Raw genomic sequence first — 15,044 nt, 5'->3', positions numbered from 1 at the left:
GGCATGCCGCCAGCGTTCGTCCTGAGCCAGGATCAAACTCTCATCTTATAGATGATGTGCTTGAATAGCTCATCGATTGTTGTTACTTTTTTTAAAAGCAAATTGACTTCGCAAATATTGTTTGGGTTTGATACTAAGTATCAAACCGCCCTACACATATTTGGTTTGTCGAAACAATGTTCAGTTTTCAAAGGTCTACCAAGTTATCAGAAAAGCAAGTGCTCCGTGACAACTTTTAAAGTATATCATGTCGTCAAAACCTTGTCAACAACTTTTTTAATTTCTTTTGAATATATATTCAATATTCAAGAGACAATCAATTTCGCCGATGTTGGTAACAGACAACATAAATCATTGTATCAGTTGCTGTTTAGCTCGTCAAGCACAAATTTCAGTTTGTATGGCTATCCATAAATCTAATTTTTATGCATTTGGCTTTGCTTGATGACAACAGATAATATCTTATCAATTTTATCTCGCAAGGTCAAGCAGATTTGTCAAAAAAACCAAAAAACAATTCAATTCCCCTATATTGTCTCCCTCTCCCAAGACAAGTAACCCATCCCACAATTGAATCAGGCACCCCTCCCTGTGATTGACCCCTTCCTTACTTAAGCTTCCTAATCACTGTAAAACTGCCTAACTAAAAAACACGTGTGTCATTCGGGAGAAGAAACGTTCCTTCTCACCGATGACCCACGTGTCGCTCATCTAGTTTGCTTTATATTAGAGAACCGCTGTACCGGGGCCTTCCGACCATACGCTGTCCGTTTGGCTAAAAAGTCATCCAAGATATCGACCATCACGGCTTCCTCAGTTGCATCAGTTAATGCTACCTTAGTCCGGGCGGCGTGTGGAATCCCTTTTAAATAATAAGCGACCTGATTCCGAAAATCACGCGGACCTTCAACGGCCCCCTTAGCTGTACACAACTGATGAAGATGTTCCTTAGCGATGGTCACCTTTTCTTCAGCCGTTGGCTCTGGCAACAAGTCACCTGTTGTCAGGTACCGATTGATACGTTGAAGTAACCAGGGATTACCCATCACAGCACGGCCAATCATCACGGCATCAGCACCGACTTCATCCAACATGCGTTTGGCATCCTGGGGGGTTCGCACGTCCCCATTCCCCATGAAAGGGATCGTTAGGTGCTGCGCCACCTCATGGAGGATGTCCCAGTCAGCGTGGCCTTGATACATCTGTTTACGTGTTCGCCCATGCATAGCAATGGCGCTTGCCCCAGCCCGTTCAGCTGCTAGTGCATTCTCGACAGCAAAGACATGGTGGTCATCCCACCCCGTCCGCATCTTTACGGTAACTGGCTTATTCACGCTAGCAACGACCGCAGTAACCATGTCATAGACCTTATTCGGATCTAGCAACCACTTGGCGCCCGCGTCCGTATTCACGACCTTGTTGACCGGACAGCCCATATTGATGTCAATAATATCTGCCGACGTCTGCTGATCAACAAATTGGGCAGCCTGAACCAGGGTCTCCTTGGTGCCGCCAAAAATCTGAATGCTCATCGGATGTTCCTTCGGATCGACCATCATCATATCCAATGTTCGCTGATTCTGATAGTGGATTCCCTGGCCCGAAATCATCTCACAAACAACTAGCCCAGCACCGAATTCCTTACAAATCACGCGAAACGCCACGTTAGTCACACCGGCCATGGGAGCAACCACGACCCGATTTGGAATCTCAACGTTGCCAATCTTCCAGGTCATGTTCTGCCCCCTACTTGGCTTGTGCCTGTGCGAGAATATCACGTAGGTCATCTTCAGAGAAGTGATACTTATTACCACAGAAATGGCAAACGGCCTCCGCACCATGGTCCTCATCGATCATTTCTTGAATCGCCTTTGGCTGAATCGCCGCCAATGATTTGGCAAACCGATCCTTCGAGCAGTCACACTTAAAGGCCACTGGCATCTTCTGGAGAATTTTAACCTTCTCATCCTTGAACAGCAGTTGCAAGATATCTTCTGGCGTCTGCCCATCCAAAAGGAGTTCAGAAACCATTGGCATTTCTTTGATCCGTTGTTCCAACCGTGCAATGGCTTCATCCGAGGCCCCAGGCATCACTTGGATCATAAACCCACCGGCTACTTTAACGGTGTTGTTAGGTTGAACAAAGACAGAGACACCGACTGAACTAGGGATTTGTTCGGACTTGGCTAAATAGTACGTGAAGTCCTCCCCCAACTCACCGGATATCAGGGGAACCTGACCCGTGTAAGGCTGACCTAGGCCTTGATCCTTCGTAACTGTCAGCATCCCGTTGACCCCCACAGCCTTCTTGACATCAATTTTGTGCTTTTCATTCAACGGTAAACTAATGTGAGGATATTGGAGATACCCCTTGACCGTGCCATCCGCATTTCCATCGACCACAATTGCGCCAACTGGGCCGTGGCCATTGACCTTAACCGTGAGTTTTTCTTTGCCCTTCAATAGAGATGTCGACAGGAGCATCGTTCCGATCAGCGTCCGGCCAAGTGCCGCTGTAGCAGCGCTCCAGGTGTCATGACGTTGTTGTGCTTCCGCAACCGTATCCGTGGCATCCACCACGTAAGCACGAAACATGCCGCCATCAATCAAACTTTTTACCAAATAATCTGCCATTATGCAATAAGTCCTTTCATTACGTTAGTCATGCCTTACCTTACCAGAAACCAGCCTATTTGCAAATACTGTTACTTAAGGTTACCTGGCGAATTGCTCCTTTTATCCCTAATTTAGTAATAACCACTGTCATTAAACGTGTGTAACTTGGTTGCCCAACGCTTCCCCCAGTAGCCCGCCACACGCTAATTTCGGACTTCGCCCAAACAAAAAAGGGGCAAGATTGACATCTTACACCCTTTCAGTAAACTATTCGGAATCACTCGAATTATTGTTAGTTGCATCAGATGACGCATCGGAATCGGCTGAACTGTCTGCATCATCCGTGGCGGCACTCGTTGCAGATTCAGCTTCAGTGGCTGAATTGCTAACAGCTGACGAAGCGAGCTTAGCTTCAGTAGAAGCTTGGCGTTCAGCTTCGCGCCGTTCGAGTTCACGCTTGGATTCTTCAAACGTTGCGGCCTTTTCACTTGGAAATTCGGCGTTGCTGTCCTTTTCTGGCATCTTCCCCGTGTTAAACAGGCTGAGAATCTGCTTTTCGTCCAGCGTTTCGTATTTCAACAAGGCTTCCGCAATAATCTTGTGTTCTGCTTTGTGTTCTTCGAGAATCTTCCGGGCAGTATCGTGTGCTTCCCCGATGATCCGACGAACTTCACTATCAATTAAGTTAGCGGTGTGTTCAGAGTAAGTTGGCTGACCCGGATAACCGGCCCCAGCAAATGGTTGGCCGCCAGCACTTTCCAGCGCAACGGTCCCCAACGCATCACTCATCCCGTACTGGGTAACCATGGAACGGGCAATTTGTGTTGCCTGTTCGAAGTCATTGGAGGCCCCGGATGATTCGGAGTGGAAGATTAACTCTTCGGCCGTCCGACCACCCATTAAACCAGCAATCTGTTCCATGGCATCCTTCTTGGACATCAGCATTTGATCTTCACGTGGGAGCATAATGGCATACCCACCTGCACGACCACGTGGCACAATGGTTACCTTGTGGACGACCCGCGCATCGTTTAGAACTAGCCCAACGATGGTGTGACCCGCTTCATGGTATGCCACTGTCTTCCGCTCTTGCGGACTGATGACCCGGTCCTTCTTAGCCGGCCCAGCGATGACCCGGTCTTCAGCTTCATCTAAGTCCGAAGCATCGATCTGCGTCTTATTCCGCCGTGCTGCTAAGAGGGCAGCTTCGTTCAAGAGGTTTTCCAAATCGGCACCCACGAAACCTGGGGTCTGCTTGGAAATTTCCTTCAAATCAACATCATTGGCTAATGGCTTGTTCTTCGCGTGAACCTTCAGAATCGCTTCACGACCCTTAACATCCGGACGACCAACTAAGATCTTCCGGTCAAACCGACCTGGCCGCAATAAGGCGGGGTCCAAAACGTCGGAACGGTTAGTGGCGGCCATCACAATGACGCCCTCACTCCCCGTAAATCCGTCCATTTCAACCAGTAATTGGTTTAACGTTTGTTCACGTTCATCATGGCCACCGCCCATGCCGGCACCCCGTTGACGACCAACCGCATCAATTTCATCAATAAAGATGATCGATGGTGCGGCCTTCTTGGCCTGATCAAACAGATCCCGAACACGGCTAGCCCCAACACCCACAAACATTTCTACGAAATCTGAACCAGAAATCGAGAAGAATGGGACTGCGGCTTCACCAGCAACGGCCTTAGCCAGCAATGTTTTACCAGTACCAGGTGGGCCCTCCAGTAAGACCCCAGATGGTATCCGGGCGCCCAAAGAAACAAACTTACGCGGATTCTTCAAGAACTCAACAACTTCAACAAGTTCTTGCTTTTCCTCCTCTTCACCAGCGACGTCGGCAAAGCGAACCTTGTTCTCTTTGCTATCAGCCGGCTTGGCTTTACTCTTCCCAAAGTTCATGACACGGCCATTGCCGCCACCTTGGCCAGCTTGACCCATCATCATGTAGAAGAAGAAGAAGAAAATAACCAGCGGTGCTACGTAGACTAACAAGTTAATCCAGAAGCCGCTTGACTCTTCCGCTTTGGTATTCATTTTTACGTTGTGGTCCTTAGCAGTCTGCGCAATCTCGGAAACCGTCGAGTTGTTCGTCAAGACCTGAGTCGTAAAGGTGGTCACTGCAGTACTTTGTGAGCCGCCGAGACTAAAACCGGTGTTGGTCGTCCGTTTTTGGGCGTTCCGGTATTCCCCGGTAATCTTGTAAACTCCTCCAGAAGGTTGAATGGAGAAGTTCTTGACCTTATTCGAATTCAAGTCCTTAACGAACTCGCTCGATTGGATTTCTTGGGATTGTGAGCTGGTGTTATTTCCATTAAACAGGTAAACAACGCAAATGATCAACAAGAAGATCACAATGTAAAATAGACTATTACGGAACAGTCCATTTCGTCGATTATTCAATGTCGTGCCTCCTTACTCACAGTTCCCAGCATTAAGATAGGAACAAATTTTAGAGCTTATGCCCTTTAACTAAATAAGATGTTATCACAATTGACTATCATTGACTAATTATTTATCTGAATAAACGGATGGCTTCAAAACACCAACGTACGGGAGATTCCGATATTTTTCTTCGTAGTCTAGACCGTAGCCAACCACGAACTCGCTGGGAACGTTAAACCCAACGTAATCGGCCTTGGCTTCAACCACGCGACCACTAGGCTTGTCCATCAATGTGCAGACCTTAATGGACTTCGCCTGCCGGTCCTTTAAGAGGTCCTCCAAGTACTTCAATGTCCGGCCCGTGTCGATGATATCTTCAACTAACAAAATGTCACGACCCGCAACGTCCGTGTCCAAATCCTTTAGCAACCGGATGGTGCCAGAAGACTCAGTGCCTCCGTTGTAGCTAGAGACGTCGATAAAATCAATCGTCGCATAGATGTCCATGTCACGGATGACGTCGGTCATAAACAAGATAGCACCCTTTAACACACAAATAATTAAAGGTGTCTTGTCCTTGTAGTCCTCCGCGAGTTGTGTCCCTAAACGCTTGCAGGCTGCGGCAATGTCTTCCTCACTATAAAGGACCTTCAAAATATCGTTATTCATGCTGTTCCCCTTTCGCCTATTCATACTTCAAAACAATGTGATAGTTTTTTGTGTGCGACCGTGGTGGCCAAACGGACCATTTCACGCCTAAGACTGCTAGAACTTCTCCCTGCGCCGTCACTAAAACGGGCGTCTGAGCACGCTGTTCCCGTGGAACTTTTGCGTTGATCAGTACCCGTCGAACCGCTTGATGGTGGCCATCAGCCAGCCGTAAACGATCCGTTGCCCTAGGCGAACGCACTTCCAAAGGGAGTTGTGCCGCCGTTAGAGCAACCGTTTCATGCTCAGGATATTCTGTTGCAGAATCAGCCGAAAAAAAGCCGAGTTGCCAACCATTACCGACCGGTCGCCATTGGTTCAAGTCTACCATAAAACTAAAATGTTCCACGGATTTTTCTACGAAAATTTTTGGTTGCCAGAAGCGAAAGCTGTTATAACGTTTCGTCAACTGCCATCCCTGACCAAAAGGGACCGTTCCAGTCGGGTGTTCACGGCTGTTCAACAGCCGCAGACACGCTGCCAAATGTGACGCGCTGGCCGTGACTGCTGGTGCCGTTTGCTTAATTAACCGAGCCAACAAAAGTTGCTGTTCGGCTGTCGGTTGGGCCAACAACTGCTGAACGTCCCCCGTTACGGGATCCCGCTGACTAACGATCTGTGTCAGTCGGTCAGTCAAGGCCTGATCAGCCACCGCCAACGTTGCTTGTAGCTGTTGGGCATAGTCCCGTAAATGTTGATCGACCTGTGGATTTTCCGCACGTAGCGCCGGCAAAAGCTGATGGCGCACACGGTTACGGCTCGCAACCAGCTCCTGGTTCGTCACATCTTCATACCAGGGAATCTGGTGAGCAATGGCATAGGCCCGCAAGTCTTGCTTTGTAAATGGCAGCAAGGGGTGAATCACCTGACCACCTCCCAGCGGCCGTTGCGCGGCCATCCCGGTCAACTGTGACAACTGGCCGCCCCGAATCAATTTAAGCAGAATCGTTTCAGCCTGTTCGTCGGCTTGGTGGGCCGTTGCTACCCAATCAGCATGCTGGGCTTTAAGTTGCCGCGTAAAAAAATCATAACGGAACTTTCGGGCAGCAGCTTCCGTCCCATGCGGTGGCTGCTGATCACGCGGCCACACGGTAGCAACTAACGGCAAATGATGCTCATCGCACCACTGCTGCAAAAAGGCTGCTTCCGTCTTACTCTGCTCGCGGAGCTGATGATTGACATGAACGACGGTTAATTGGGGACGCTCGGCCACTGGCAACTGGCAGAATAACGCCAGTAACACCATGGAGTCAACACCAGTCGAGACGGCAACCAACCCGCGCTGCTGCGGATCATTCCACCCGTAGCGCTGGCAGTGACGGCGAAACTCGGTCTCTAGCGACACATTGCTCCCCCCTTTTAATCCGCCTGATATGAAAAAGGGCCGCAACATGTGCGGTCCTCTTAACTTCGGGTGCTAGTCGTTTAACTAACTGCGCCGGCCACCACGGCCGCCACGTTTACCTTCAGTGTTACGTTTAATCGTTGCCAACCGGTCCTCACTTTGCTTCAAGAACCCTGACATTAAATCGTCAAAACTTTCTTCATGTTTGGCTGCGTGATGGCCAGAGAAGCGACCATTCGCTGAACTCCGGTGTGGCCGTGGCCCATTACCGCCACCATTGCCTTCAAACCGCCGGCCGTGACCGCCATGATTCTCGCCACTATTATGATTGCCACCGTTACCGTGGAAATCACGACTACCACCATGATTGTTACCCTCACGGTTGTCGCGATGTTCGTTGTGGCTGTGTGGCCGTTCTGATGCCGGATGATCGGTGGCTTTCCGAATGGATAACCCAATCTTACCGTCATTTCCAACGGTCAAGACTTTAACCGTTACTTCGTCACCAACAGATAAGACGTCGTGGATGTCCTTCACGTACCCGTCAGAAATTTCACTAATGTGGACCAAACCGGTCTTGTGGTCACCTAAATCAACAAATGCACCAAAGTTCGTAATTCCGGAGACCTTTCCGGAAACTTTAGCTCCAACCTCGATTGCCATAAACAAGAAGTTCCTCCTTAAAATAAGTGCTTTCAGTATAACACAATTTTAACCAATCCCAAACGACTAAAGTCAAAAACCACAAGCTCTGGATGACTTTTTTGACCTTGGTTAAAGCCTGTTAGATTAACTTGCGACCTTACTTACTGATTTTCAATAGGCTTTCGTTAACACCTTAAAACGTCTCGTCATTTTCAGAAAACATTAATATTATTTTAATCAGCCGAGCACTCGAGCAAATAACGAAACTGACGCTTGCCAACTAGCAAAGATTCTACCTACCGCAGGACGTTTTTGATTGCTAAGGTGTGCTTACCTAACACGCTATCCTCTTCAGTGTACCGCTAATTTTAAACTGATGTCATCCAAAAAAAGCGACCTCGAGATGAGTTTCCCGAAATCGCTAGTCACGTTTACTTAGCCGTCACGTCGTTCGCATGGTCACCAGGCAAACTATAGATGGTTTCCCCGGATTTAGAGTAATAGTACTTTGACCGAATCAACTGACCCAAGTAATCTTGATTATTTAACTGTTTGATTTGTAATTTAAGATCCTGACTATCCGCTTTCGTCCGCTTCAATTGTTGTTTGCTGGTCGCCACCTGTTGGTCGACGGTGTGCAGACTCGCATTGGTCCGGACAAGTTGAATTCCGAGAATGATTGCAAACACCGCAAAAACAGCCCCAATTCGCAATGCCCGTCGAATTCGACGATGACGCAACCACCCTGTATGGTGGGCTGCAGCGTGCTGCCGATTCAACCGCCGTGTATAGTCATTATCAAGCCGTTCAATTTTTGCCGGTTTCGGCTGCATATCAGCCATCCCACTCACTCCTCAGTTTTCACCAGATAGATTAACTTGAGTATAGCAAGTTTCAAATTGCACGTCCAGACAGTTAAGTATATTGTAAAACATTCGTCATATTTGGTGCGTTAGTCTTGCCGAAAGTCTTGTGCGTACTCTTCCTTGACGATGGTGTACATCCGTTCTGCATCGTCCTTCTTCGTGGTTTCCAACAACTCATTAACTTTGACCGTTAATGTTTTGTTACCAAACTTAATAACTAACTCATCATTTGTTGCCACATCCGTTGAGGACTTGGCAACCTTCCCGTTGATTTCGATGCGGCCCTTGTCAGCAATTTCCTTAGCCACTGAGCGCCGCTTGATAATCCGTGAGACTTTCAAATATTTATCTAATCGCATATTATTTTCCTCCATGTTGACCTATTTTTTGCCATAAGCGTAAAACTGATTTGGCGTGGGGCACCGCTAGCCATTCTCGAACCGTGAGCAGTTGCCAACTCAGCGCTAAGCCTAAGAAGAGTAGCACCCCCACCGGAATCGCAATCAGCAGTGCCCCACCGGCCGCGAGTCTACCAGTCATCGTTGCGGGCCACCAAAATGCCAGTAGGACGGCCGTCGCTCGCACCCCTGCGACCATTAAAATGGTACAGCCAAGGAGCTTACGAATAAAGGGTCGCGACCAAATGCCATCGCGCAACTCATTGGGTGACCCATACCAGATGACGAGAAACATCACCACTAGGCTCAGCACCGTCAACCAGCTGGCCCCACTGGCCCCAAAGTGACGCACGGCCCAATGATTGGCAAGGACTTTGACCACCAACCCACTCATCAGTGCCACCACCGTTAGTCGGTAGGCATTTTTACTCTGAAGCACGCTATTATACGTTTGAATCAAGGTTGCCAGGATAATGCTCAACATATAGACACCAAGCATCGTCGACCCCTGTTCGTCACCAAACAACAGTCGATTGATCCAAGGCATCAAGCTGATCAGTCCAGCTGCTGCCGCCGTGGCAATGACCAGTGCAATGTGCATCATAGTCGTTGTCAGCTGCTTGAATGCCTTGGGCCGGTGTTGATGTTGCGCCTCGGCTAAAGCCGGTAGCAGTGACGTGGCGAAGGCTACTGCCACCACCAATCCCAGCTGTACCAGCGGCTGGGCCCGGTCATAGACCCCCTTTAGGCTCTTCGCCGCAAGGTCGCCCATTCCGCCGGCTACCAGACCGTTCTTCACGGTAAATGAATCCACCAGTTGGAGCAACACCATCATGGCCGTCAACAGACACAATGTTCCGCCTTCGACCAACAGCCGTCGTCCCACGTGAGCAACGCGTTGCCCCGTTGCCACTGACCGCTGTCGCCAGCTGGGGAGGACGACCAATGCTGCCACTGCCGCAATCGTTCCCCCACTCAGTGCCCAGGTCCCCATCCGGTAGACGGACCACTGATGATGGGTCGCCCAAGCGGCCGCCACCAAAATGACAATGACGCGGACCAGTTGCTCGACCACTTGCGAACGTGCGGTCGGTAACATCTGAAACTGACCTTGGTGGTAGCCCCGACTCACCGACAGATCCGGCATGAACAGAAACATCCACGCCACCATCTGAATCAACGGCGCTAGTTGCCGGTCACCCATACCCCTGGCAATGGCATCTGCGCCCAGCATCAAGCCACCAAAGATCATCAGTGCAAGTCCCCAGACCCACCGATAGACCTGCCGGGCCACCTGCTGCTGACCCGGCAGATCCGGTGCTTCGGCAATCAATTTGGAAATAAACACCGGCAACCCACTGAGGGCAAAGGTCATCCCGATACCGTAGAGTGGATAAACCTGCTGATACACGTAAAACCCAGTGTTGCCGACCATGTTTTGAAAGGGAACCCGGTAGACCGCACTCAATAGCTTGGCAATGAACGCCGCCACCGAGAGAATCAGGGCCCCTTGCAAGGTCTTATTCACGTTGCGGTTGCCCATGGGCGCCCTCCTTAATCTGCAGTCGTTGGTGCATCATTCTTAGGCTTCGTGGTGACTTCCACGATGTCTCTGAGCGCTGCCATGAACTGTTGGACCTGTGGTAACCAGTCGTTGACCGTCATGTTCGGTTGTAGAACCAATTTGACGTGTAGCCGATCGTCATTGATGCCCACGGTCGCCTTTAACTTGGTAGCGGCTAACGCCTTAAAGACATCCTCGCCACCTAAAATATTGGTTCCTCGCTTGGAAATCGTCACAAAGACATCCCCATTGACGCGCCGAATCTTATCGACTAAGGCCAAATCAGCTGCTAATTTCAACTGACCAATCGTCAACAATTGACTGACCGCATCCGGGTACTCCCCAAACCGGTCGATCAGGTCCGCTTGAATCTCACTGACTTCATCGTCGCTTTCTAATTGACGAATCCGCTTGTACATTTCAATTTTCTGTTGTTCATCTTCAATATAGTCGCTAGGCAGGTAAGCTTCTACACCCAATTCGACGGTCGTGTCCGTCTTAGGTTGTGTTTGCTTGCCCCGCTTCTTAGCCACCGCTTCACTCAACATTTGGGTATAGAGATCATACCCCACGGAATTGATGAAGCCATGTTGCTGTTTACCCAGCAGGTTACCAGCCCCACGAATGGACAAGTCCCGCATGGCAATCTTAAACCCGGACCCCAACTCGGTGAAGTCCTTGATGGCTTCCAATCGTTTCTCACTGACCTCAGTCAACACCTTGTTTGGTTTGTACGTGAAGTAAGCGTAAGCGACCCGGTTACTCCGACCAATCCGGCCCCGCAGTTGATACAACTGTGACAGCCCCATCCGGTCAGCATTTTCCACAAATAAGGTGTTGGCATTGGGAATATCGATTCCGGTCTCGATGATGGTCGTGGTGACCAGAACATCATAGTCACCGCGTAAGAAGTCAAAGAGCACCCCTTCCAACTGGGATTCCGTCATCTTCCCGTGAATGTAGCCGACCCGTGCCTCGGGAACCAACGCCTGAATCTGGCTCACGGTCTTTTCAATGTCACCAACGCGATTGTGGAGGTAGAAGACTTGGCCGCCTCGTTGCATTTCCCGTCGAATACCGTCCTGAATCGCACCGGCATTTTGTTCCATCACATAGGTCTGAATCGGGAACCGGTTTGCCGGCGGCGTTTCAATGACAGAAAGATCCCGCACCCCCAGCATCGACATGTGGAGCGTTCGCGGAATTGGCGTCGCCGTTAAGGTCAAAACGTCCACGTTGGCCTTAAGCTGCTTCAACCGTTCCTTATGCTTGACCCCAAACCGTTGTTCTTCATCGACTAGAACTAGACCGAGGTTCTTAAATTTCACGTCCTGCGACAACAGCCGGTGGGTTCCCACCACGATATCCAATTGGCCGCTCTCCAGGTCCTTGATGGACTGGTGGATCTGCTTGGTCGTCCGGAACCGGGAAAACATCTCCACGTTAATGGGATAACCTTCAAACCGGTTGATCATGGTGTCATAGTGTTGCTGAGCCAAAATCGTCGTTGGGACTAAAAAGGCAACTTGTTTGCCCGCCTCAACAGCTTTAAAGGCCGCCCGCAAGGCAACTTCGGTCTTCCCATACCCCACGTCACCGACCAGGAGCCGGTCCATTGGTCGGGGCTTTTCCATGTCATGCTTCACTTCCTCGATTGTCCGTAATTGGTCAGGCGTTTCGGCGTACGGAAAGTCATTTTCGAAGTCCGTCTGTAAGCTATCATCCGCTGGGAAGGCAAACCCCTTCTCGGCGGCTCGTTTGGCGTACAGATCAACCAGTTCATCGGCAATGTCTTCAATTTTGGCAGCAACCTTGCTCTTGGTCTTTGCCCATTCGGAGCCACCTAGCTTGTTGATCCGGGGCTTCTTATCCTCGGAAGACACGTACTTCTGAATCAAGTTTAACTGGGTTACCGGAATGAAGAGTTGCGCGTTGTCCTGGTAGTCGATGGTCATGTAATCCTGGTGAACCCCATCGACGGTCAACGTCTGCATGCCGATGAATTTCCCGATCCCATGGTTAACGTGCACCACGTAATCGCCAGGTTTCAAATCGGTATAACTCTTCAATCGTTCAGCATTCGCCATCGTTTGGCGCCGAGGCCGCTTCTTAGTGACCTTCTGAAACATTTCAGACTCGGTGATGACGACCAGTGCGGCTTCAGGAAGTTCGAAGCCCGTCCGTAAGCGTTCAGGCACTAATTGCGTGAGCCCCGCCTGCAAGTTGGCCGACTTGGTCATGACGACTTTAATCTCAAAATCATCCAGCGTCTGTTCGATCTTGGCAAGCCGTTCTTCATCTTGAACCAATAGTACGATGGTCTGCTTTTGCTTGTGCCACCGGTCGATTTCCGTCTTCATCACGGGTATCTGACTAAAGAACTGCTGCATCGCTCGGGTCGTCACGTTCGTCACGGCTTGGAACCGCAAACTGCCCATCCCTTTTTGAAAGAGGGCCAACATGATCTGAGCGTGCGCATCGTTTTTGACGATGGGCCGTAGTTCACCGCCAAAGACCTGTTGCGTAAAGATTTGATGATGGGCCAGTTTATCGGTCGCCCAGTTAGCCTCATCTTCTAAAAGCTGACGTTCGGCATCCTGTAGACGCGAATAATCCCCGAACAACGCCACCCCGTTAGCTGGTAAGTAGTCCAACAACTGGTGATGTTCTGGGAATAAATAATCAGCAAACTCCATTAATTGTGGGTCAACTGACCCTTTTTTCAAGCCATCGATCAGGGGCTGTACCTGATCGTTTAGCGTGGTCGCCGCATCGGCATCTAACTTTGCGACCTGTTGCTTCAGTTCAGTAGCCAATGCCGTTGCCCCTGCTGTCCGCTCATCAGCCGTTAAAATAAAGTCGGTAGCCGGTAACACCTCGACCTGATCCACATTTTCAATACTACGTTGCGTGGCCGGGTCAAAGTAACGGAGGGAATCCACTTCGGTATCAAAGAAATCCAACCGGACTGGATAATCCGCCGCTAACGGATAAATATCCACGATTGCTCCCCGCACGGCAAAGTCGCCGGGACCCGCCACTAATTTCTGATGGACATAGCCCATGGCGAACAACCGTTGCTGCAAGTCCTCTAGGTCAAAGTCATCCCCGACCTTGACTGTAAACCGTGCCGCCGCAAAGTTAGCTGGCGCGGGTAAGAACCGCCGTAAACCCGAAAGCGCCGTCACAATGACGACTGGTCGTTCACTCTGCAAGGCCCGTAACGCATCGATTCGTGCCGAGCGGTATTCGGGTGAACTGGTTGCGACCTCGGCTGCGAGTAATTCTTCTACTGGAAACTCAAAGAGCTCGTCATCGGCCAGCAGGTTCGCTAGGTCGTCGACGAGTTGTCCAGCATGATAGAGCGTATCCGTGACGTAGACCAGGGACCGCTGTTGTTCGTGGAGCAGACTGGCGATAAATAGCGTCTCCGCTGAGCCGTTGAGCCCCGTTACCAACTGACGTTGCCCGGGCGCTAACGTTTGACGGATCGTTTGATACCCCGCCGTCTGCGTCATAAATCCTTCTAAATTCACGTGATAACTTCCTATTCTTAATTGAAATGTTTCTAAGCACGCGCTAGCCAGCTTCGCCAACGTTTACGCTAGCAACCGTCAGCACTCATTATTGCTTAACGCCACACGAGTCTCGTTGCTTAGTTATATTGGTTCATCAGCTGCGGAAAGTCGCTGCCATCGATCCAGTCTTCTAGCGCCGAGACGGCATTGTCCTTGGCCTGATTAAACAGCGGTGCTTGTTCACTTGTAAATTTGCCCAAGACATAGTCGACCACTGTATGTTGTTGTGGATGCGCAATGCCGACCTTGATGCGCTTGAAGTCCTGACTGGAAACGTGCGCGATGATACTCTTGATACCGTTGTGGCCGCCGGCTGACCCGTGATCACGCAGCCGAATCCGGCCTAATGGTAAGTCCATGTCGTCATGCACGACCATGATGTCATCCAAATCAATCTTGAAGTAGTTCATCAACGGATGCACGGCACGACCGGACTCGTTCATGAACGTCGTTGGCTTAACCACCAACACCTTTTCACCGTTAACCATCCCCGTCCCATAACGGGCGTCTAACTTACGTGTCGTCAACGCAATCCCATGCTTCTGGGCAAAAGCATCCACGACCATGAAGCCTGTGTTGTGCCGTGTTTCTTCATATTGCGGTCCAATGTTTCCTAAACCAACGATCATTTTCATGTTCTCTCGTTCTCCCTTATTACAGTCTCCTGAGCTAGAAACAAAATAGCCGGACGGGACCGTTTCTCCCCGTTCAGCCGGCTCAGGTTATCTTCTCAATTTCAAATTCATCACTCCTGAGTATAGCATAGTCCCCCCTTAACTTCACGAAAGAGCCCCCTAAGTGAAGTGGATTGCAAGGATAGCGTTTTCATTATTCAAGTTTTGATTCTGAGCCGTGGTTCCCTACCAAGTTACATGTTATACTAGGAAGCGGGTATTATTGCGACCCTGACGTCAAAATTTTATAGGA

At 49.9% G+C, this 15,044-nt stretch carries 11 protein-coding genes; all 11 read right to left on the bottom strand.

The window, feature by feature from the left end; translation table 11 throughout:
* Positions 1 to 707: 707 nt before the first annotated feature.
* Positions 708 to 1,736 carry a tRNA dihydrouridine synthase DusB gene (gene dusB, locus FAY32_RS10875; protein ID WP_143463459.1) on the bottom strand — a complete coding sequence of 343 codons (1,029 nt, stop codon included), beginning with the start codon at positions 1,734 to 1,736 and terminating at the stop codon, positions 708 to 710.
* 10 nt (positions 1,737 to 1,746) lie between these two features.
* The gene (gene hslO, locus FAY32_RS10870) at positions 1,747 to 2,634 is read right to left on the bottom strand and encodes an Hsp33 family molecular chaperone HslO (protein ID WP_143463458.1); all 888 of its coding nucleotides are present in this window, start codon (positions 2,632 to 2,634) and stop codon (positions 1,747 to 1,749) included.
* Between the two features lie 249 nt (positions 2,635 to 2,883).
* Positions 2,884 to 5,031 (bottom strand): ATP-dependent zinc metalloprotease FtsH, encoded by a 2,148-nt coding sequence (ftsH, locus tag FAY32_RS10865; protein ID WP_143463457.1) that lies wholly within the window; start codon positions 5,029 to 5,031, stop codon positions 2,884 to 2,886.
* A 108-nt stretch (positions 5,032 to 5,139) separates the two neighbouring features.
* Positions 5,140 to 5,682, bottom strand: coding sequence for a hypoxanthine phosphoribosyltransferase (gene hpt, locus FAY32_RS10860; RefSeq protein WP_143463456.1), 543 nt, complete (start codon positions 5,680 to 5,682; stop codon positions 5,140 to 5,142).
* 16 nt (positions 5,683 to 5,698) lie between these two features.
* Positions 5,699 to 7,066, bottom strand: a complete 1,368-nt coding sequence (tilS, locus tag FAY32_RS10855) for a tRNA lysidine(34) synthetase TilS (RefSeq protein ID WP_143463455.1) — start codon at positions 7,064 to 7,066, stop codon at positions 5,699 to 5,701.
* Between the two features lie 84 nt (positions 7,067 to 7,150).
* A complete protein-coding gene (locus FAY32_RS10850; protein WP_143463454.1) occupies positions 7,151 to 7,729 on the bottom strand; it encodes a S1 domain-containing RNA-binding protein in 579 nt (192 codons plus the stop codon).
* A 413-nt stretch (positions 7,730 to 8,142) separates the two neighbouring features.
* Complete coding sequence (locus FAY32_RS10845) at positions 8,143 to 8,553, bottom strand: FtsB family cell division protein (RefSeq protein ID WP_143463453.1); 411 nt, start codon at positions 8,551 to 8,553, stop codon at positions 8,143 to 8,145.
* 110 nt (positions 8,554 to 8,663) lie between these two features.
* The gene (locus FAY32_RS10840; RefSeq protein ID WP_143463452.1) at positions 8,664 to 8,936 is read right to left on the bottom strand and encodes an RNA-binding S4 domain-containing protein; all 273 of its coding nucleotides are present in this window, start codon (positions 8,934 to 8,936) and stop codon (positions 8,664 to 8,666) included.
* A gap of 1 nt (position 8,937) precedes the next feature.
* On the bottom strand, positions 8,938 to 10,518 hold the full coding sequence (locus tag FAY32_RS10835) for a putative polysaccharide biosynthesis protein (RefSeq protein WP_143463451.1): 1,581 nt from the start codon (positions 10,516 to 10,518) through the stop codon (positions 8,938 to 8,940).
* Positions 10,519 to 10,529: 11 nt separating this feature from the next.
* Positions 10,530 to 14,075 carry a transcription-repair coupling factor gene (mfd, locus tag FAY32_RS10830; RefSeq protein ID WP_143463450.1) on the bottom strand — a complete coding sequence of 1,182 codons (3,546 nt, stop codon included), beginning with the start codon at positions 14,073 to 14,075 and terminating at the stop codon, positions 10,530 to 10,532.
* A gap of 119 nt (positions 14,076 to 14,194) precedes the next feature.
* Entirely contained in the window at positions 14,195 to 14,752 is a 558-nt protein-coding gene (gene pth, locus FAY32_RS10825; protein ID WP_143463449.1) for an aminoacyl-tRNA hydrolase, read from the bottom strand.
* Positions 14,753 to 15,044 lie beyond the last annotated feature (292 nt).

The sequence above is a fragment of the Levilactobacillus enshiensis genome (assembly GCF_007115095.1).
Classification (GTDB): Bacteria; Bacillota; Bacilli; order Lactobacillales; family Lactobacillaceae; genus Levilactobacillus; species Levilactobacillus enshiensis.
This window is presented reverse-complemented; position numbering and strand designations above follow the sequence as displayed.

What these genes read in the sequence shown, in the direction of transcription:
- FAY32_RS10835 (WP_143463451.1), bottom strand. Translation starts at nt 10,518, where the DNA reads ATGGGCAACCGCAACGTGAATAAGACCTTGCAAGGGGCCCTGATTCTC.
- hslO (WP_143463458.1), bottom strand. Translation starts at nt 2,634, where the DNA reads ATGGCAGATTATTTGGTAAAAAGTTTGATTGATGGCGGCATGTTTCGT.
- FAY32_RS10850 (WP_143463454.1), bottom strand. Translation starts at nt 7,729, where the DNA reads ATGGCAATCGAGGTTGGAGCTAAAGTTTCCGGAAAGGTCTCCGGAATT.
- hpt (WP_143463456.1), bottom strand. Translation starts at nt 5,682, where the DNA reads ATGAATAACGATATTTTGAAGGTCCTTTATAGTGAGGAAGACATTGCC.
- FAY32_RS10840 (WP_143463452.1), bottom strand. Translation starts at nt 8,936, where the DNA reads ATGCGATTAGATAAATATTTGAAAGTCTCACGGATTATCAAGCGGCGC.
- FAY32_RS10845 (WP_143463453.1), bottom strand. Translation starts at nt 8,553, where the DNA reads ATGGCTGATATGCAGCCGAAACCGGCAAAAATTGAACGGCTTGATAAT.
- dusB (WP_143463459.1), bottom strand. Translation starts at nt 1,736, where the DNA reads ATGACCTGGAAGATTGGCAACGTTGAGATTCCAAATCGGGTCGTGGTT.
- pth (WP_143463449.1), bottom strand. Translation starts at nt 14,752, where the DNA reads ATGAAAATGATCGTTGGTTTAGGAAACATTGGACCGCAATATGAAGAA.